The sequence below is a fragment of the Pseudomonas sediminis genome (assembly GCF_002741105.1).
In the GTDB taxonomy this organism is placed as follows: Bacteria; Pseudomonadota; Gammaproteobacteria; order Pseudomonadales; family Pseudomonadaceae; genus Aquipseudomonas; species Aquipseudomonas sediminis.
Window position 1 is genome coordinate 287,792 of record NZ_NIQU01000007.1, and the last position, 20,269, is coordinate 308,060.

The window sequence follows — 20,269 nt, forward strand, 5'->3', positions numbered from 1 at the left end:
GCCCGATCATTGGCACTCAGTGGCTCTGCCATCCATGGCAAGCGACCGGCTCGTGGCCGGTCGCGTGTTCGGTGCTTACAGGTAGTTGTTCAGCGTCGCGTCGACGAAGCCTTCGCTGCGCATCTGATCCAGCGCCGCCTGCAGCTTGGCGACGATCTCGTCAGGCATTTCCTTGTTCAGCGCCAGGTACAGCTCGGCGCTGTCGAAGCGCAACACCGTGCGCAGACCGGAGACACCTTCTTGCTTGGCCAGGTAGCGGCCAGCAGGGTCGCCCGTGGCCCAGAGGTCGATTTGCCCGGCCACCAGCTTGCGTGCATTTTCCTGGTCACGCAACGAGGTGCTGTGCTCCACGCCCTTGTCGGTCAGGTATTCGGAGATGGCATCGCCTTTATAGGCACCGATGCGATACTGCTTGGCCTCATCCAGACTGGTCAGATTGATCGAGCTGTCAGCCTTGGCCAGCAGTACCCAGTCGTCAGGACCGATAGGGCCAACCCATTTGAACAGTTGCTCACGCTCCGGCAGGCGCGCGGTAACGAACACGCCATAACCCGGTTTTTCCAGCGCCAGCTTGTAGATGCGATCCCAGGGGAAACGCAGGGTCAGGTTGTACTTGATCCCGGCACGCTTGAACATCTCTCTGACCACATCCGCGGCAATGCCGTCGATATTGTCTTCCTGAGCGAAGTTCTTACCGTTGATCGCCATGTTGTAGGGCGGGAAGTTCTCGGTCAGCAGGACCACGGTGTAGTTCGGGTCCACTTCGGCGCGCACCGCACCAGCGAGCACCATAAGGGTGCCAGCGAACGCGGTCAGCAGACGTTTGAACATGACATTTCTCTTTCTGTGAAAAGGCAGACCGCATCAGGATAACCGCCGTGCCCTCCCCGGCCCAGCGATTACTGGCAGTTTGCCTCAGTAGCGCGCCTCGATATTCTTCAGCGCACCCTCGGCTCGCAGCGAATCCAGTGCACTTTGCAACTTCTGCACCAGCTCGTCAGAGGTCTGCAGGTTGAGCGCCAGGTAGAGATCGGCAGTGTGAAGCTTCTGCACCATCTTGAGGTTCTCCACGCCTTCTTGGCGCGCGACGAAACGCCCCGCCTGATCAGAAGTGACCCACAGATCGATCTGCCCGCGCTCCAGTTTGCGCACGTTCTCGGTATCACGCAGCGCTGTTTGCACCTCTATGCCCTTGTCGAGCAAAAAACGAGTCTTGGCATCGCCCTTGTAGCCACCAATGCGGTAACGCCGGGCATCCTCCAGCGAGCCCAACTGGATGGTGCTGTCACCCTTGGCGAACAGCACCCAATCGTTGCTCGCGATCGGCCCGACCCACTTGAATAGCTTTTCACGCTCGGCCGTGCGCGCCGTCGAGAACAGACCATAACCGGCATCATCCAGGGTCTGCTGGTAAACGCGCTGCCAGGGGAAACGCAGGATCAGTTTGCAATCGACTTCGGCTCGCTCGCAGACGGCGCGCAGGATATCGGCACTGATACCGGTAACGTTGTCGTCACGGGCGAAGTTGTTGCCAGCGACCGACATGTTGAACGGCGGCAGGTTCTCTGTAAGCAGTACCAGCGACTCTGCGCGCGCAAGGCTGAGGCCGCAGGTGAGGGCCAGGATGGTCACGAATCGAAGAAGGAACATGCAGACTCCGTGTCGAAAATGCTCAGCAAAAGATGACCCTCCGCAATCGCGGGAGCCAAGGATTCAGGGATGTGAAGTCAATGGTAGCCAGATCGCTGGCACTTTGCCGTCGACTCGCCCGCAGCTTTGCCCGAAAGCAGCGTCATTCGGGCGATACGGGGCGCTCAGAGCCGCTTGCAGCCCGAGCGCCTACCGATCAGCGCACCACGATGCCGCGACTGGCCAGGTAGGCCTTGGCTTCCGGCACGGAGTACTCGCCGAAATGGAAGATGCTTGCGGCCAGCACAGCATCGGCCTTGCCTTCGAGGATGCCATCGGCCAGGTGCTGCAGGTTGCCGACGCCACCGGAGGCGATCACCGGTACGCGCACGGCCTCGCTGATGGCGCGGGTCACGCCCAGGTCGTAGCCGCTCTTGACGCCGTCCTGATCCATGCTGGTGAGCAGAATCTCACCGGCGCCCAGCTCTTCCATCTTGCGCGCCCACATCACAGCATCCAGGCCGGTCGGCTTGCGCCCGCCATGGGTGAAGATTTCCCAGCGGCCCAGCTCGCCCGGCGCAGACACGCGCTTGGCATCGATGGCGACGACGATGCACTGCGAGCCGAAGCGTGCAGCGGCTTCACCGACGAACTCAGGGTTGAATACGGCGGCAGTGTTGATCGAGACCTTGTCGGCACCAGCATTGAGCAGGTTGCGAATGTCCTGCACGGTGCGCACGCCGCCACCGACGGTCAGCGGGATGAACACCTGGCTGGCCATGCGCTCGACGGTGTGCAGGGTGGTGTCGCGGCCATCGACGCTGGCGGTGATGTCGAGGAAGGTGATCTCGTCGGCGCCCTGCTCATCGTAGCGACGAGCGATTTCCACCGGGTCACCGGCATCGCGGATGTTCTCGAACTTGACGCCCTTGACCACGCGGCCGTTGTCCACGTCCAGGCAAGGAATGATGCGTTTGGCCAATGCCATGCTGAAACCCTCTCTAACCGGCTGCGCCGCACATCCGCGGCGTTGCGTGGCGCTCGCTCCTCGCCGTACTACAGTACTGTCTCGTCGCTGCGCGCCACGCGCCTTGCGTCTGAAGCGGCTCGCTCGCTTAGCGAGGGCTTCAGAGCGTGCTTAACCCTTGAAGTTGTCGCAGAAGGCCTGCGCCTCGGCCACATCCAGGGTGCCTTCGTAGATGGCACGGCCGGTGATGGCGCCGATGATGCCGGGCGAACGCGCCAGCAGCAGCTTCTCGATATCACCGAGGTTATGGATACCACCGGAAGCGATCACAGGGATGCGGCTGGCGGCAGCCAGTGCAGCAGTGGCTTCGACGTTGCAGCCCTGCATCATGCCGTCTTTGGCGATGTCGGTATAAACGATGGCGGATACACCGTCAGCCTCGAAGCGCTTGGCCAGGTCGGTCGCCTGCACGCTGGACACTTCCGCCCAACCGTCGGTGGCGACGAAACCGTCCTTGGCATCCAGGCCGACGATCACCTTGCCAGGGAAGGCCTTGCACGCTTCGGCGACGAACTCGGGCTCTTTGACCGCCTTGGTGCCGATGATCACGTAGCTGACGCCCGCGCGCACGTAGTGCTCGATGGTCTCCAGGGTACGGATGCCGCCGCCGATCTGGATCGGCAGGGTCGGATAGCGCTTGGCGATGGCGGTGACCACTTCACCATTGACCGGCTGGCCTTCGAAGGCGCCGTTGAGGTCGACCAAGTGCAGACGGCGGCAACCGCCCTCGACCCACTTGGCGGCCATGCTCACCGGATCATCGGAGAACACCGTGGAGTCTTCCATACGGCCCTGACGCAGACGCACGCAAGCGCCGTCCTTCAGATCGATAGCGGGGATAATCAGCATCGGTTGAACCTGCTCAAGTTTGAATTCGGTAAGGCGCTCAGCTCTTCTCGAGCGCCCAGAGGTCGCTCTCGATGCTCTCGAACCTGTCTTTCAGGTGCGCCTGCACATCAAGAATCGCCTTGTTGTAATAGTGCGGCGCCAGCTCGCGAGTGATCTGGTCGAGGACTTCCTGCACTTCGAAGGTGCCCAGCTGCAACTCGAAACGCTCATCGAGAAAGCGCTGCAGCATCAGCAACGCGGCCTGCTCCTGGGCGGGCTCGAGCGCGAGACTGGGGACCTTGGCACGAGCCATTACCAGCGACCATCCCAGGCGGCGAAGTTCTGCAGCAACTGCAGGCCGTGGGTATGGCTCTTCTCCGGGTGGAACTGCACGGCGAAGCGCGAGCCTTCGGCCAGCGCCGCAGCGAAGTCCTTGCCATAGTGACCGCGACCGACCACCTGCTGCGGCTTGCCGGCTTCGATGTAATAGCTGTGCACGAAGTAGAAGCGCGCGTGGTCGGGAATGTCGTGCCACAGCGGATGCTTGACCGCCTGCGCCACTTCGTTCCAGCCCATGTGCGGCACCTTCAGGCGTTCGCCTTCCTCGGCCAGGTCCTTGCCGAAGAAGCGTACCTGGCCGGGAAACAGGCCGATGCAATCGACGCCGTCGTTCTCCTCGCTGCGCTCGAGCAGCGCCTGCATGCCGACGCAAATACCGAGGAATGGGCGGTCGGCACTGACTTCACGCACCAGCTCATCGAAGCCCAGGCGCTTGATCTCGGCCATGCAATCGCGGATCGCGCCGACACCGGGGAATACCACGCGGTCCGCTTCGCGGATCACTTTGGCATCGGAGGTCACCAGCACGCGACCAGCGCCGACGTGCTCCAGCGCCTTGGCCACCGAGTGCAGGTTGCCCATGCCATAGTCGATTACGGCTACCGTCTGCATTTACAGGCAGCCCTTGGTCGACGGCATCTGCCCGGCCATGCGCGGGTCCAGCTCGACAGCCATGCGCAGCGCGCGGCCGAAGGCCTTGAACACGGTCTCGATCTGGTGGTGGGTGTTGTGCCCACGCAGGTTGTCGATATGCAGGCTGACCAGGGCGTGGTTGACGAAGCCCTGGAAGAATTCCTGGAACAGGTCGACATCGAAGTTACCGACCACCGCACGGGTGAATGGTACGTGCATCTGCAGGCCGGGGCGACCGGAGAAGTCGATCACCACGCGCGACAGCGCTTCGTCCAGCGGCACGTAGGAATGGCCGTAACGGGTCATGCCCTTCTTGTCGCCAATGGCCTTGGTAAAGGCCTGGCCGAGGGTAATACCGACGTCCTCGACGGTGTGGTGGTCGTCGATATGCAGATCGCCCTTGCACTCGATATCGAGGTCAATCAGACCATGACGGGCGATCTGATCGAGCATGTGCTCGAGAAAAGGCACACCAATGTCAAACTTGGCCTTGCCGGTGCCATCCAGGTTGATCGAGACCTTGACCTGGGTTTCCAGGGTGTTGCGCTCGACGAATGCCGTACGTTCGGCCATCACCAGCTCCACGAATTACTAACGGAAAAAGGCCAGCATTATAGGCGTGCCGGGGCGGCAACGGCTACCGGCGATGGTCGGACGGGCAGAAACGAAAAAGCCCGCGCAGGCACCAGGCCTGCGCGGGCTTTTCACAAGCACGACGTTACTGGAACAGCACGACGGTCTTCTGCAGGGTGATCCACACACCCCAGGCCAGCGGAATGCCCACCACCAGCCAGGCAGCGACTGCCACCGGCTTGCTCGACGGGTCAGCCGACCACTCCAGCTCGCTCGCTGCCGGTGCCGATTTCTCGCCATGGGCGCGTTCTGCGGCCAGCTCGGCCTCGGTCATGAAGTACTTCGGCGCCACCGGACGTACCAGGGCGTTGCAGATGAAGCCCAGCACCAGCAAGCCGGCGAGGATGTACAGGGTGATGTCGTAGGCCGCGGCCTTCTCCACACCGATGCTCAGCTGGTACTCGCGCAGGTAGTTGACCAGCACCGGACCGAGCACACCTGCAACGGCCCAGGCAGTCAGCAGGCGACCGTGGATCGCGCCGACCATCTGCGTGCCGAACAGGTCAGCCAGGTAAGCCGGCACGGTGGCAAAACCACCGCCGTACATCGACAGGATGATGCAGAACGCCAGCACGAACAGCGCCAGGCTGCCCAGGTGACCCAGCATCGGTACCGCGGCGTAGAGCGCGAAGCCCAGGCCGAAGAACACGAAGTAGGTGCCCTTGCGGCCGATGAAGTCCGAGCAGGAGGCCCAGAAGAAGCGGCCGCCGATGTTGAACAGGCTGAGCAGACCAGTGAAGCCAGCGGCAATCGCGGCGATCTCGGCCAGTTGCGCGGCGTTCAATTCGTTGAATGCCAGGTCGATACCGATCAGCTTGCCGGCGAAGACTTCCTGCAGCAGCGGCGAGGCCATGCCGATGATGCCGATACCCGCCGACACGTTCAGGCACAGCACAGCCCAGACCAGCCAGAACTGCGGAGTCTTCCACGCGGTATTAACGTGCACGTGACCCTTGGTGATCATCGCGTTGTTGGCTTTGGCTGCCGGCGCGGTCCAGCCTGCCGGCTTCCAGCCGGTTGGCGGTACGCGGTAGGACAGCGCGCCACCCATCATGAAGATGAAGTAGATCACCGCCATGACCACGAAGCTCTGCCACACGCCAACACCTTCAGCCGAGGCGAAGTGATTCATCAGGATTGCCGCCAGCGGCGCACCGACCATCGCACCACCGCCGAAGCCCATGATCGCCATGCCGGTGGCCATGCCACGCTTGTCCGGGAACCACTTGATCAGGGTCGATACTGGCGAGATGTAGCCCAGGCCCAAGCCGATACCGCCGATTACCCCCGAGCCCAGCCATAGCAGCCAGATCTGATGGGTATAGATACCCAGCGCGGAAATCAGCAGACCGCCGCACCAGCACAGCGCGGAAACCACACCCGCCTTGCGCGGGCCAGCGTGCTCCAGCCAGCCACCCCAGATGGCAGCCGAGCAGCCGAGGAAAACGAAGAACAGGGTGTAGATCCAGCCGAGCATGGAGATCTGCCAGTCGCAGTTGCTGGCGAAGATCTGCTCGAAGAAGCCCATTTCCGGGGCACAAGCCGTGGCAGCGGTGATACCGACCGCCTTGGAGAGCGGCAGCCAGAATACCGAGAAGCCGTAGGCCATGCCGATACACAGGTGAATGGCGAGAGCGGCTGGCGGAACCAGCCAACGGTTGAAACCGGGGCGCGCGATGATGCGTTCCTTGGACAGGAATGCCGGCTTCGCAGCAGCACCATCCAATGCAAAGGCGTCAGTCATAGGTAGGTCTCTTCTTATGGTTACGAGCAAGCAAGGGCAATAGCGTCAGCTCGACGAGGCAAAAGCTTGCGGAGAGTAGCACCAGGGCGCGACAAATCGCCGCGCAAGAAGTCAATTTTTATCAAAACATGCAGATTTATTGTTTTTTTCGCAAAAACCCAAAAGGCCTCATCTATTGCATGATAGATGGCGTCGATACACACACTGGTCCGTTGCAGGCCGCAGCTTCGGGGAACCGCTCGAACCTATTCCGATCCAAGCTCGAGCCGATCCCCATTCAACGCCTCAAGCAGGCGCCTGGGCATAGCAGCATGACGCTATAATCGGCAGTCGTCTGCACACCGCCATTCCAGCTCTCAAAACCAAGGACCCGTCCATGAAAGCGCTAGGCAAGATCCTGGGCCTTTTCTTTCTCGGCTTGCTGCTGATCGTAGTGGCGCTGCTATTCGCCCTGACCCATCTGTTCGACCCTAACGACTACAAGGACGAAATCCGCCAGATCGCCCACGACAAGGCCAATCTCGACCTGCAGCTCAGGGGCGACATCGGCTGGAGCCTGTTCCCCTGGCTGGGCCTGGAACTGACCGACGCCACTCTGGCCAGCGCCGACACCCCGGACAAGCCCTTCGCTGACCTGCGCATGATCGGCCTGTCAGTGCGCGTGATGCCACTGCTGCGCAAGGAAGTGCAGATGAGCGACATCCGCGTCGATGGCCTCAACCTCAATCTGCAGCGTGACGACAAAGGCCATGGCAACTGGGAAGGTGTCGGCCGCCCCGCTCAGGCCAGTGCGCCACAGCAAACGCCCAGCGAGCCGGCGCCGAGCGAAACTACGCCGCCTACCCAGCCGAGCGACAAACCGGCCGGCCAACCGCTCAAGCTGGACATCGACAGCCTGACCCTGAGCAACTCGCGCGTCGACTACAGCGATGCTCAAAAGGGCCAGCAATTCACCGTCGAGAATATCGAGCTGAAAACCGGCGCCATCCGCGAAGGCGCCAGCATCCCGGTCAAGCTCAGCGCCTTCTTCGGCACCAACCAGCCAGTACTGCGCGCACGCAGCGAGGTTGAAGGCCAACTGCGCTTTGATCGCGCACTCAAGCGCTATCAATTCGAGGACCTCAAGCTGGCCGGCGAAGCCTCGGGGGAACCGCTCAAAGGCAAGACCCTCAACTTCTCCGCCCAGGGCCAGTTGCTGCTCGACCAGGCAGCCAATATCGCCGAATGGAACGGCCTGAAGCTATCGGCCAACCAATTGCGCGCCCTCGGCGAAATCAAAGCACGCGAGCTGGACAAGGACGCCAAGATCTCCGGCGGGCTATCCATTGCCTCGCTCAACCTGCGCGAGTTCCTCGAAGGTGTCGGCGTTGAACTGCCCGCCATGCAGGCCAGCGATAGCCTCAGCCAGTTCGAACTGGTCAGCCGCCTGAACGGCTCGAGCCAGGGCATGATGTTCGAAGAGCTCAACCTCAAGCTCGACGGCAGCACCTTCACTGGCCAGCTCGGCGTGGCCGATGTCAGCAAACAGGCGCTGCGCGTCGACCTCAAGGGCGACAAGCTCGACCTGAACCGCTACCTGCCACCCAAAACCCTGGACAGCGCCGCTGCTGCACGCAAGGCCGAAGTCAAGGACAGCATCGCCGACGCCGGCAAGGATGGCTCTACCCCACTACCCAAAAAACCCACCCAGCAGGCCTGGAGCGACGAGAAAGTGCTGCCGGTGGATCAGCTGCGCAAGCTCGACATGCAACTGGCGCTCAGCCTCGCCCAGCTCACCTACGACAAGCATCAGCTCAGCGACGTCAATCTCAAGGCAAACGGTCGTGGCGGCCTGATCACGGTGGAAGAGGCGCGTGGCAAACTGCAGGGTGGCAGCTTCGTCGGCAACGGCCGTATCGACGTGCGCCAGGCCGAGCCTATGCTCAGCCTGGAACAACGCCTCAGTCGCATGCCGCTGGAGCCATTACTGAAGAAGGATGATCAACCCTCGCCGATCAAGGGTCTGCTCGACCTCGACGCCAAGTTCAACACGCGCGGCAACAGCCAGAAGGCCTGGATCGAAGCGCTCAATGGCAACGCCAGCTTCGTCCTCAACGACGGCGTGCTGGTCGACGCCAACCTCGAACAGCAGCTATGCCGTGGCATCGCCATCCTCAACCGCAAGACACTGAGCAACCCGCCGACCGGCAAGGACACCCCCTTCCGCGAACTCAAGGGCAGCCTCAGCGTGCGCGATGGCGTCGCCCATAACCCGGACCTCAAGGCCCAGGTGCCGGGCCTGGCAGTCAGCGGCAACGGTGATCTCGACCTGCGCGTGCTCGGCCTCGACTACAAGGTTGGCATCACCCTGGAAGGCGACCAGCGCGAAATGCCGGACCCGGCCTGCCAGGTCAACGAGCGCTACGTCGGCATCGAATGGCCGCTGCGCTGCCGTGGCCCGCTGGAGCTCGGCGCCAAGGCCTGCCGCCTGGATCAGGACGGCCTCGGCAAGATCGCCGCACGCCTGGCCGGCAACAAGCTGACCGAGAAGCTGGAAGAGAAGCTCGGCGACAAGGTCAGCCCGGAACTGAAAGACGCACTCAAGGGCCTGTTCAACCGATGAGCCCCGAGCAATTCAACGGCGCCGTACTGGCCTGGTACGACCAGCACGGGCGCAAGGATCTGCCCTGGCAGCAGAACATCACGCCCTACCGCGTATGGGTCTCGGAGATCATGCTGCAACAGACCCAGGTCAGCACCGTGCTCGGCTACTTCGACCGCTTCATGGCCGCCTTGCCGACCGTGAAAGACCTGGCCGAAGCGCCGGAAGACGAAGTGCTGCACCTGTGGACCGGCCTGGGTTACTACACCCGCGCGCGCAACCTGCAGAAGACCGCGCAGATAGTCATGCGTGAGCACGGTGGCGAGTTCCCGCGCAGCGTCGAGGCGCTCAGCGAACTGCCCGGCATCGGCCGCTCCACCGCCGGCGCCATCGCCAGCCTGAGCATGGGCGTACGCGCGCCCATCCTCGACGGCAACGTCAAACGCGTGCTGGCGCGCTACGTGGCACAAGAAGGCTACCCAGACGAGCCCAAAGTAGCCAAACAACTGTGGGACGTAGCCGAGCGCTTTACCCCGCACGAACGGGTCAACCACTACACCCAGGCGATGATGGACCTCGGCGCCACCCTCTGCACCCGCAGCAAACCCACCTGCCTGCTGTGCCCGGTGCGCAGCGGCTGTCAGGCCCATCTGCTCGGCCTGGAAATCCGCTACCCGGTGTCCAAGCCGCGCAAGACACTGCCACAGAAACGCACCCTGATGCCGCTGCTGGTCAACGCTGCTGGTGACATCCTGCTCTATCGCCGCCCATCGACAGGCCTGTGGGGCGGACTCTGGAGCCTACCGGAGCTGGATGACCTGTCTCAGCTCGACGAGCTCGGCCAGCAGCAACAGCTCACACTCGGCGAACGCCGCGAACTGGAAGGCCTGACCCACACTTTCAGCCACTTCCAACTGGCCATCGAACCCTGGCTGGTCGAGGCAACCGAACAGCCGGGCCGCGTGGCCGAGGCCGACTGGCTCTGGTATAACCTCGCCACCCCGCCGCGCCTGGGCCTCGCCGCCCCGGTGAAGAAGCTGCTGAAACGCGCGGCGCAAGCCATTACCGCTGGAGAACCGACATGACCCGCACCGTACAGTGCCGCAAATACAAACAGGAACTGCCCGGCCTGGATCGCGCGCCCTACCCTGGCCCCAAAGGCGAAGACATCTTCACCAACGTTTCCAAGCAAGCTTGGGACGAGTGGCAGAAGCACCAGACCATGCTGATCAACGAGCGTCGCCTGAACATGATGAACGCCGAGGACCGCAAGTTCCTGCAGACCGAGATGGACAAGTTCCTCTCAGGCGAGGAATACGCCCAGGCCGAAGGCTATGTACCGCCGAGCGAGTGACGACACCTGCGGGAGGGGCTTTAGCCGCGACAAGGACTGGTAACTCTGCACACCGGCCGCCGGGCTCTCGATAGCGGTGCGCACGGCGCACCCTACCCCTCACGAACCTAAGCGCCCGAAATAATTAAATATTTTTCAAACCTGCGCTTGACACTGATCCTTCAAATCCGTCTAATAGCGCCCCGTTGGCCCAGGTAGCTCAGTTGGTAGAGCAGGGGATTGAAAATCCCCGTGTCGGCGGTTCGATTCCGTCCCTGGGCACCACTGATTTAACAAGCGATGCAAATCGCTTGAAAAGAACCGGCCTCTGAGCCGGTTTTTTATTGCCTGCATTTCCTCCCTTCCACACCGTCAGCCTCCACTCCGCTGTCGCCAGCACCTCTTCCCCTCGGCATAATCCCGTAGATTCGTCCCCAGCAACACGTTCTCGTTTTGCCAGGAAGCTGTACACAAGGATCAAGCCCCATGAACCAACAAGCCCTGCCCGCCTTTATCTGGTCGGTTGCCGACCTGCTGCGCGGTGATTACCGCCAGTCCGAATACGGCAAGGTAATCCTGCCCTTCACCGTGCTGCGCCGCCTGGACTGCGTGCTGGAGAAGACCAAGGCAGCGGTGCTGGCCGAACAGACCGAGAAGATGAAGTTGGTGGCCAACCCAGAGCCCTTCCTGCTGCGCAAGGCTGGGCAGAGCTTCTACAACATCTCGCCGCTGGACATGGCCACGCTGATGGGCGACCCCGACCATATCCGCGAGAACCTCTATAGCTATATCCAGGGCTTCTCCCTGCCGGTGCGCGATATCTTCGAGCGCTTCGACTTCCTGACGCAGATCGACCGCCTGCACAAATGCGGGCTGCTCTACCAGGTGGCCGAACGCTTCGCCCAGATCGACCTGCACCCAGAAGCCGTGGACAACATGCAGATGGGCCTGGTGTTCGAGGAGCTGATTCGCAAGTTCGCGGAAATCTCCAACGAAACCGCCGGGGAGCACTTCACCCCGCGTGAAGTGATCCGCCTGATGGTCAACCTGATCTTCATCGAAGACGACGAGGTGCTGACCAACCCTGGCGTGGTGCGCAACCTGTATGACCCAACAGCGGGTACCGGCGGCATGCTGTCGATCGCCGAAGAGTACCTGGTCGAGCACAATCCCCAAGCGCGCCTCAATCTGCATGGCCAGGAGCTCAACGACGAGTCCTACGCCATCTGCAAGGCGGACATGCTGATCAAGGGCCAGGAAGTGGCCAATATCAAAGCCGGCAACACCCTTAGCGACGATGGCCATGCCGGCAAGCGCTTCGATTACATGCTGTCCAACCCGCCGTTTGGCGTGGAGTGGAAGAAGGTCGAGAAGGTCATCCGCCAGGAGCACGAGCAGCAAGGCTTCAACGGCCGTTTCGGCCCCGGCCTGCCGCGCGTTTCCGACGGCTCACTGCTGTTTCTGATGCACCTGATCGCCAAGATGCGCCCCGCCAACGAGGGCGGCAGCCGCTTTGCCATCGTGCTCAACGGCTCGCCGCTGTTTACCGGCGGTGCCGGCTCCGGCGAAAGCGAGATCCGCCGCTATGTGCTGGAGAACGATCTGGTCGAGGCGATCATCGGCCTGCCCACCGATATGTTCTACAACACCGGCATCAGCACCTATATATGGGTGCTGACCAACCGCAAGCCGGCCCAGCGCAAGGGCCTGGTGCAGTTGATCGATGCATCGAGCTTCTGGCAGAAGATGCGCAAGAGCCTCGGTTCCAAGCGCAAGGAAATGCCCGACAGCGCCATCGAAGAAATCACCCAGCTGTTCGGCCAGTGCGTCGAGGCGCGCCTCGCCACCGTGCTGGATGCCGACGGCAAGGAAGTCGCCCGGCAGATTCTGCGTGACGGCGAGGCCGAGCCCAGCATACCGGCTGGCGGCAAGGTCAAACTCGCCCCACTGTCACGCCTGCTGCCCAACCAGGCCTTCGGCTACCAGACCATCACCGTCGAACGCCCGCTACGCGATGAGCACGGCGCCATCGTTATCGGCCAGAAGGGCAAACAGAAGGGCAAACCACAGCCTGACAGCAGCCTGCGCGACACGGAAAACGTGCCGCTCGGCGAAGACGTGCAGGCCTACTTCAAACGCGAAGTGCTGCCCCACGCCCCGGACGCCTGGATCGACCACGACAAAACCAAGGTCGGCTACGAGATTCCGTTTAACCGGCATTTCTATGTATTCGAACCACCACGGCCGCTGGCCGAGATCGATGCCGAACTGAAAGGCGTGACCGACCGCATTCTGGCGATGATCGGGAGGCTGTCGGCATGAGTTTTCCGCGTTATCCCGAGTACAAAGACTCTGGAGTGGAGTGGTTGGAGAAGGTGCCGGGGCATTGGGATATTTCCGCTTTAAAACGGGTGGCATATCTACATAGTGGCGAGTCAATAACTGCTGAAAGCATTGATACCGAAGGTCAATATCCTGTTTTTGGTGGCAATGGCTTGAGGGGGTATACCGACTCCTTTACCCATGAAGGGCACTACGCATTAATTGGCCGACAAGGCGCGCTCTGCGGAAATATCAATTACGCCAAGGGACAGTTTTGGGCATCTGAACATGCAGTAGTTGCAACACCGGTTCGATCTATAAGTACGGTGTGGCTCGGAGAGCTGATGCGGGCGATGGACCTTAACCAATACTCTGTGTCTGCGGCCCAACCTGGACTCTCGGTTGAAATCGTCTCCAATCTCCGCATACCAGTTCCTCCGCTAAGCGAGCAGAACGCAATCGCTGCGTTCCTGAGTCACGAAACTGCCAAGATCGAAGGCCTGATGGCCGAGAAGGAAAAGCTGATCGCACTGCTGAAGGAAAAGCGTCAGGCGGTGATTTCCCATGCAGTGACCAAGGGGCTCGATCCGACGGCGCCGATGAAGGACTCCGGAGTTGAATGGCTGGGCGAGGTGCCGGCGCACTGGGAAGTTTCGCAACTAAAGTACGTAGCCCGAGACGGCACGAGCATCACCTATGGCATTGTCCAAGCGGGACCTCATGTTGAAGGTGGCATTCCCTACATCAAAACGAGCGATATGTCTGGTGAATCATTACCCCTGGAGGGCTATTCAAGGACATCAAGAGAAATAGACCAGTCGTACTCACGCTCAAAGGTTTTCTTTGGTGATCTGGTAATTGCGATTCGCGCAAGTGTAGGTAAGTGCCTCCCCCTGCCAGAAGAACTGGATGGGGCAAATTTGACTCAAGGTACGGCCAAGATTTCACCGGGAGAATGTGTCGAGCGGGACTACTTGCTTAACCTAATTAACTCCACGGGCCTGCAGGTCTACTTTGACTCAATGGCCAAGGGAGCGACATTCAAGGAAATAACCTTGGATATGCTGCGACGCACGCCAGTGCTCATCCCTCCACTTGCCGAGCAACGGGACATTGCTCGATATCTCGCAACAGAGCTGAAGTCCTTCCAAAATTTGCTTCAGGAAACAGAAAAAGCTATTTCCCTACTCAAAGAACGCCGCACCGCCCTAATCTCCGCCGCCGTTACCGGCCAGATCGATGTACGCGGGCCAGTCAAGGATGAACAGGAGCAAGCCGCATGAGCGATATCCAGCTATTTCGCCTAGGCGCTAATGGCTCCGCCTGCGAACTACCCGGCCGCGCCGTGGCGGTGGAAAAGCAGCTGCAAAGCCTGATCGAGGCGCAGATGGAGTGTTTTCTCGGCGTGCGCTTTCTCGCCAGTGAATACGCCACCGGCAAGACCCATAAGGGCCGTATAGACTCCCTGGGCCTGGACGAGAACGGCTGCCCGGTCATCATCGAGTACAAGCGCCATAGCAACGAGAACGTGATCAACCAGGGCCTGTTCTACCTAGATTGGTTGCTCGACCATCAGGCCGAGTTCCGCTGGCTGGTGATGGAAAAGCTCGGCAAGCAGGCCGCCGAGCAGATCGAATGGGCCGGCACCCGACTGCTGTGCATCGCCGCCGACTTCACTCGCTACGACCAGCACGCCGTGCAGCTGATCCAGCGCAATATCGAGCTGATCCGCTACAAGCTGTTTGGCGATGACTTGTTGCTGCTGGAGCTGGTCAACTCGGTCAGCGCGGCCAGCACCCTGATCACCGCCCCAACGGCCGAGGCCGAAGTGGGCAAGCCGGCAGCAGCGAGCAAAGACAAGACCTGGCAGGAACAACTGGCGCTGGCTCCGGCGGAGATCGCCGCGCTGTTCGAGCAGACCAGCAGCTACCTGCATTCGCTCGGCGACGATGTGCAGGAAAAGCCTCTCAAGCTCTATTTGGCCTTCCGGCGGTTAAAGAACTTCGCCAGCATCGTGGTGCAATCCAAACGCCTGCAGCTGTACCTCAAGCTCAATCCGGACTCGGTCGAGCTGGTCGAGGACTTCAGCCGCGACGTACGTACCATCGGCCACTGGGGCACGGGCGACCTGGAGTTGAGCCTGCGCACACCGGCCGACCTGGAGCGCGCCAAGCACCTGATCGAGCGTAGCTATCAGGAAAACTAGGATAGGCTGCACTGTGCGCACCGGCACATGGGTAATGGATAGCGTCGATGAACACCAACAACCGCCTGGAGGCTGAATGACCCTGGATCGCGATGAAAGCTATCTGGTCGGCCTGGTGCGCGAGCTGTGCAAGCTCCCGGCGGAAACGACCTGGGTGGAGTTCAAGGAGAACAATAGCGATCCCGCCGAAATTGGCGAGTATCTGTCGGCCCTGTCCAACGCCGCCGCCCTGGACGGCAAGAGCAACGCCTACCTGCTCTGGGGCATCAGCAATAACGGCCATGAGGTGGTCGGCACCCAGTTCAACCCGCACGCCGCCCGCAAGGGCAACGAAGAGCTGGAAAGCTGGTTGCTGCGCTCACTGAGCCCACGCCTGCACTTTCGCTTCCATCGCCTGATGGTCGATGACAAGCCCGTAGTCATTCTTGAAATTCCCCGCGCCTCGGGTCGGCCGACCCAGTTCGAGGGTCGCGAATTCATTCGCATCGGCTCCTACAAGAAGCCACTCAAGGATTTCCCGGATCAGGAGCGCTCGCTGTGGCGCATCTTCGACCTGACGCCCTTCGAGGCCCAGTTGGCGGCAACCCAGCTGAGCGCCAATGAAGTACTGGCGCTGCTCGACTACCCGGCGTATTTCGATCTGCGCAATTTACCGCTGCCCACCGATCAAGTCGGCATCCTGGCGCGCCTGAGCGATGAGGCCATGCTGGTGCGTAACCAGGCAGGCAGTTGGGACATTACCAACCTGGGCGCCATCCTGTTCGCCAAGGACCTTCATCGCTTCAAAAGCCTCTCGCGCAAGGCTGTGCGGGTGATCGTTTATGAGGGCAAAGGCCGTCTGAAAACCCTGCGCGAGCAGGAGGGCCACAAGGGCTATGCCTCGGGGTTTCTGGGCCTGATCGACTACATCAGCGCCCTGCTGCCGCGCAACGAGGTAGTCGGCAAAGCCATCCGCAAGGACGTGCCCATGTACCCCGACCTGGCGGTACGCGAGCTGGTGGCCAACGCGCTGATCCATCAGGACTTCTCGATCACCGGGATGGGGCCAACCGTGGAGGTGTTCGCTGACCGCATGGAAATCACCAACCCAGGTGTGCCATTGGTCAGCACGGCGCGCTTTCTCGACAGTCCTCCCCGCTCGCGCAACGAATCACTGGCATCGTTCATGCGCTTGGTGGGCATCTGTGAAGAGCGTGGCAGCGGCGTGGACAAGGTGGTCTTCGAGACGGAGCTCTACCAATTGCCGGCTCCGCGTTTTGAAACCGAGGATCATGCGACCCGCGTGATGCTGTTCGCGCACCGCGCGCTCAAGGATATGGATCGCAACGACCGCGTACACGCCTGCTACATGCACGCTTGCCTGCGCTGCGTTGAACAAGACCCCATGACCAACGCCAGCCTGCGCGAGCGCTTCGGCATTGAGGCCCATAACAGCGCCATTGCCTCACGAATCATCAGGGATGCGCTGGAGGCTCAACAGATCAAGCCTTACGACCCCGATCAAGGTAATCGCAACGCTCGCTACCTACCCTGGTGGGCATGAGGGTTTATTTGATCGTTAATTGACGAATTAACGCTTTCTCGCCCCGGCGGGTAGCAGAGCCCAGCAAATACGGGCGCTACAGGCCGGTGATTTATTTGATGGTTATTTGATGGATGGGCTCAATCGGAGCCCACCGGCCCCCGACTGAAGTCAGGAAGGCAAGCATCCTCCCTTCAGCCTCGCGGCCAATCAGACCTAGGCAAAGGATAAGTACAGCATGAGCCTGCATAAGGAAGTGTCCTTCGAGAACGAGATCTGCGAACAGCTGGCCGCTAGTGGCTGGCTACATTCCGCAGGCGACGCGCAGGCCTATGACCGTGCGCGGGCGCTATTCCCTGCCGACCTGCTGGACTGGGTCAAGCACACCCAGCCCAAGGCCTGGGAGGCGCTGAGCAAGAACCATGGCGCGGCAGCCGAGGCGGTGCTGCTCGATCGCTTGCGTAAATCCCTCGACGAGCGCGGCACTCTCGACGTGTTGCGCCAGGGCATCGAGTTGCTGGGGCTGCGTCAGCCGCTGCAACTGGCGCAGTTCAAGCCGGCACTGAACATGAACCCGGAGTTGACCGCCAGGTACGCGGCCAATCGCCTGCGCGCGGTGCGCCAGGTGCGCTACTCGCTGGCCTGCGAGAACTCCATCGATCTGGTGCTGTTCCTTAACGGCATCCCGGTCGCGACCTGCGAGCTGAAAACCGATTTCACTCAGTCGGTGCAGGATGCAGTGGATCAATATCGCTTCGACCGCGAGCCAAAGCCCAAGGGCCGAGCAGAGCCGTTGCTGAGCTTCCCAGCAGGTGCGCTGGTGCACTTCGCCGTGAGCAACCGCGAAGTGCAGATGACCACTCGCCTGGACGGCGCGGCAACGCGCTTCTTGCCGTTCAACCTGGGTAACGACGGCGGTGCAGGTAACCCGCTCAACCCAGATGGCCATGCCACGGCCTACCTCTGGCAACAGGTGTGGCAACGCGACAGCTGGCTGGAGATCATCGCCCGCTACCTGGTGGCGCAGAAGGACAAAAAGAAGCAGCTCAAGTCGATCATCTTCCCGCGCTATCACCAGCTCGATGCCACCCGCAAACTGGTGGCCAAAGTGCTGGAGGAAGGGCCGGGCGGCAAGTTCCTGATTCAGCACTCGGCCGGCTCCGGCAAGACCAACTCGATTGCCTGGGCAGCGCACTTTCTCGCAGACCTGCATGACGCCGAGCAGCACAAGCTGTTCCAGTCGGTGCTGGTGGTGTCTGATCGCACCGTTCTGGACGCACAACTGCAGGAGGCGATTTTCAGCTTCGAGCGCACCACTGGGGTGGTGGCGACCATCACTGGTGAGTCGGCGAGCAAGAGCGGTGAGCTGGCCAAGGCGCTGGCCGGCGGCAAGAAGATCGTGGTGTGCACCATCCAGACCTTCCCCTTTGCCCTGAAGGCAGTGCAAGAGTTAGCTGCCACCGAAGGCAAGCGCTTCGCGGTAATCGCCGATGAGGCGCACTCGTCGCAGACCGGCGAAGCCGCATCCAAGCTCAAGCAGGTGCTGTCCATCGAGGAGCTGCAAGAGCTGGCCGATGGCGGCGAAGCGAGTACCGAGGACATCCTGGCGGCGCAGATGAGCGCACGTTCTACCGAGAGCGGCATCACCTACGTAGCCTTTACCGCCACACCCAAGGCCAAAACCCTTGAGCTGTTCGGCCGGCGGCCGAACCCTGAGCTGGCGGCATCGAGCAGCAACCTGCCGGCGCCGTTTCATGTGTACTCCATGCGCCAGGCTATCGAGGAAGGCTTTATCCTCGACGTGCTGCAGAACTACACGGCGTACAAGACCGCCTTCAAGCTGGCGCACAACGGTGAAGAGCTGAGCGACGCCGAGGTGGAGCGCAGCCAGGCACTGAAAGGCATCATGCGCTGGGTGAAGCTGCACCCCTACAACATCGCGCAGAAAGTGCAGGTGGTCATCGAGCACTTCCGCGAAAACGTGCAGCCGCTGCTGGAAGGCAAGGCCAAAGCCATGGTGGTGGTTTCCAGCCGTCAGGAGGCGGTGCGCTGGCAACTGGCAATCGACCAGTATGTAAAGCACCAGGGCTACCCGATCGGCACCCTGGTGGCGTTCTCCGGCGAAGTGAATGATCCCGAGTCCGGCCCCGATCCTTTCACTGAAACCAACCAGGCGCTGAACCCGCACCTGCGTGGCCGCGATATCCGCGAAGCGTTCAGCGGCGATGAGTACCAAATCCTGCTGGTCGCCAATAAATTCCAGACCGGCTTCGACCAGCCACTGCTCTGCGGCATGTATGTGGACAAAAAGCTGGGCGGTATCCAGGCGGTGCAAACGCTATCGCGGCTAAACCGTGCCCATCCGAAGAAAGACACCACCTACGTGCTGGACTTCGTCAACGAGCCGGACGAGATTCTCACGGCCTTCAAGGCTTACTACAGCACCGCAGAGCTGGAGAACGTGACTGACCCAAATCTGGTCTTCGACCTGCGCACCAAGCTGGACAGCGCCGGGCACTACGACCAGTTCGAGGTCGAGCGGGTGGTAGCGGTATTGCTCAATCCGGCAGCCCGCCAGAGCGAGCTGAGCGCAGCATTGGAGCCAGTAGCAAACCGTCTGCTGGTGCGCTATCGCATCGCTCAGGAAGAGTTGCGCGCTGCCGAAGCGAACGGCGATGGCCAGACAATCAAAGAGGCCAAGGATGAAATGGATGCACTGGTGCTGTTCAAGCGCGACATGGGCAGCTTCCAGCGCCTTTATGCCTTCCTCTCGCAGATTTTCGACTACGGCAATACCGATATCGAGAAGCGCCAGCTGTTCTTCAAACATCTGCTGCCACTGATCGAGTTCGGCCGCGAGCGCGAAGGCGTGGATCTGTCGCGCCTGGAACTGGTGCGCTACAAGCTCAAGGATAAAGGCACACGTGACCTGCCGCTGGTAAACGGCAAATACCCGAAACTGCAACCGATGAGCGCCACCGGCAGCGGCCAGGTGCAGGAGAAGGAAAAGCTCTATCTCAGCCAGATCGTCGAGAAGGTCAACGAGCTGTTCGGCGCAGACACCACCGACGGCGACAAGCTGTCCTGGCTCAACAGCCAACGCGAGAAGTTGCTGGAATCCGAAGTACTGGCGCAGCAGGCGGCGAACAACACCAAGGAACAGTTCGCCAGCTCGCCCGACCTGACGCGGGTGTTTATCGATGCTCTGATCGACAGCCATTCGGCGCAGAGCAATTTGAGTTTGCAGGCACTGAATTCAGAGCAGATCCAGCGCGAGGTGATCAATCTCTTGCTGGGGCCGGCGCGGCTGTATGAAGCGTTGCGCGGGCAATCTAGCCAGCAAAGCTAATGTGCACAGCAACTAACGATTGCCTCAGCCATTCGCGGGGCCTTTCGCTTTCTACCCCCGGCAATTTTCTCGTGCCATTATTTCGCCTGCGCGACAAGCAACTGTAACCAGGCGACACCTGCG

General features: G+C 61.1%; 16 protein-coding genes and 1 tRNA gene. 9 read left to right on the forward strand and 8 right to left on the reverse strand.

All coding sequences use genetic code 11. The features are described 5' to 3' along the window. Positions 1–75 precede the first annotated feature (75 nt). The 8 genes from CDO35_RS17915 to CDO35_RS17950 form a co-directional block, all read right to left on the reverse strand. Complete coding sequence (locus tag CDO35_RS17915; RefSeq protein ID WP_099526022.1) at positions 76–831, reverse strand: substrate-binding periplasmic protein; 756 nt, start codon at positions 829–831, stop codon at positions 76–78. An 84-nt stretch (positions 832–915) separates the two neighbouring features. Further along, complete coding sequence (locus tag CDO35_RS17920; protein WP_099526023.1) at positions 916–1,650, reverse strand: substrate-binding periplasmic protein; 735 nt, start codon at positions 1,648–1,650, stop codon at positions 916–918. 196 nt (positions 1,651–1,846) lie between these two features. Further along, positions 1,847–2,617, reverse strand: a complete 771-nt coding sequence (gene hisF / locus CDO35_RS17925) for an imidazole glycerol phosphate synthase subunit HisF (protein ID WP_099526024.1) — start codon at positions 2,615–2,617, stop codon at positions 1,847–1,849. 150 nt (positions 2,618–2,767) lie between these two features. Continuing rightward, complete coding sequence (hisA, locus tag CDO35_RS17930; protein ID WP_099526025.1) at positions 2,768–3,505, reverse strand: 1-(5-phosphoribosyl)-5-[(5-phosphoribosylamino)methylideneamino]imidazole-4-carboxamide isomerase; 738 nt, start codon at positions 3,503–3,505, stop codon at positions 2,768–2,770. A 37-nt stretch (positions 3,506–3,542) separates the two neighbouring features. Next, entirely contained in the window at positions 3,543–3,797 is a 255-nt protein-coding gene (locus CDO35_RS17935) for a DUF2164 domain-containing protein (RefSeq protein WP_099526026.1), read from the reverse strand. Continuing rightward, positions 3,797–4,435, reverse strand: coding sequence for an imidazole glycerol phosphate synthase subunit HisH (gene hisH, locus CDO35_RS17940; protein ID WP_099526027.1), 639 nt, complete (start codon positions 4,433–4,435; stop codon positions 3,797–3,799). Before hisH ends, CDO35_RS17935 begins: the two co-directional genes overlap by 1 nt. Next, positions 4,436–5,029, reverse strand: a complete 594-nt coding sequence (hisB, locus tag CDO35_RS17945; protein WP_099526028.1) for an imidazoleglycerol-phosphate dehydratase HisB — start codon at positions 5,027–5,029, stop codon at positions 4,436–4,438. It abuts the gene before it with no gap. A gap of 145 nt (positions 5,030–5,174) precedes the next feature. Next, positions 5,175–6,833 (reverse strand): OFA family MFS transporter, encoded by a 1,659-nt coding sequence (locus CDO35_RS17950; RefSeq protein ID WP_099526029.1) that lies wholly within the window; start codon positions 6,831–6,833, stop codon positions 5,175–5,177. A gap of 376 nt (positions 6,834–7,209) precedes the next feature. Here CDO35_RS17950 and CDO35_RS17955 point away from each other — a divergent pair, with 376 nt between their 5' ends. The 9 genes from CDO35_RS17955 (at position 7,210) to CDO35_RS17995 (ending at position 20,146) form a co-directional block, all read left to right on the forward strand. Further along, positions 7,210–9,435 (forward strand): AsmA family protein, encoded by a 2,226-nt coding sequence (locus CDO35_RS17955; protein WP_099526030.1) that lies wholly within the window; start codon positions 7,210–7,212, stop codon positions 9,433–9,435. Then, positions 9,432–10,499, forward strand: a complete 1,068-nt coding sequence (gene mutY / locus CDO35_RS17960; protein WP_099526031.1) for an A/G-specific adenine glycosylase — start codon at positions 9,432–9,434, stop codon at positions 10,497–10,499. Before CDO35_RS17955 ends, mutY begins: the two co-directional genes overlap by 4 nt. Further along, positions 10,496–10,768, forward strand: a complete 273-nt coding sequence (locus CDO35_RS17965; RefSeq protein WP_099526032.1) for an oxidative damage protection protein — start codon at positions 10,496–10,498, stop codon at positions 10,766–10,768. Before mutY ends, CDO35_RS17965 begins: the two co-directional genes overlap by 4 nt. A gap of 188 nt (positions 10,769–10,956) precedes the next feature. Next, positions 10,957–11,032 (forward strand) — tRNA-Phe (locus CDO35_RS17970). A gap of 201 nt (positions 11,033–11,233) precedes the next feature. Further along, positions 11,234–13,069 (forward strand): type I restriction-modification system subunit M, encoded by a 1,836-nt coding sequence (locus tag CDO35_RS17975; protein WP_099526033.1) that lies wholly within the window; start codon positions 11,234–11,236, stop codon positions 13,067–13,069. Then, positions 13,066–14,352 carry a restriction endonuclease subunit S gene (locus CDO35_RS17980; protein ID WP_099526034.1) on the forward strand — a complete coding sequence of 429 codons (1,287 nt, stop codon included), beginning with the start codon at positions 13,066–13,068 and terminating at the stop codon, positions 14,350–14,352. Before CDO35_RS17975 ends, CDO35_RS17980 begins: the two co-directional genes overlap by 4 nt. Further along, positions 14,349–15,275 carry a DUF5655 domain-containing protein gene (locus CDO35_RS17985; protein ID WP_099526035.1) on the forward strand — a complete coding sequence of 309 codons (927 nt, stop codon included), beginning with the start codon at positions 14,349–14,351 and terminating at the stop codon, positions 15,273–15,275. The genes CDO35_RS17980 and CDO35_RS17985 overlap by 4 nt, the downstream gene beginning before the upstream one ends. A gap of 76 nt (positions 15,276–15,351) precedes the next feature. Continuing rightward, positions 15,352–16,818 carry an ATP-binding protein gene (locus tag CDO35_RS17990; protein ID WP_099526036.1) on the forward strand — a complete coding sequence of 489 codons (1,467 nt, stop codon included), beginning with the start codon at positions 15,352–15,354 and terminating at the stop codon, positions 16,816–16,818. 217 nt (positions 16,819–17,035) lie between these two features. Continuing rightward, complete coding sequence (locus CDO35_RS17995; protein WP_099526037.1) at positions 17,036–20,146, forward strand: type I restriction endonuclease subunit R; 3,111 nt, start codon at positions 17,036–17,038, stop codon at positions 20,144–20,146. Positions 20,147–20,269: the final 123 nt, after the last annotated feature.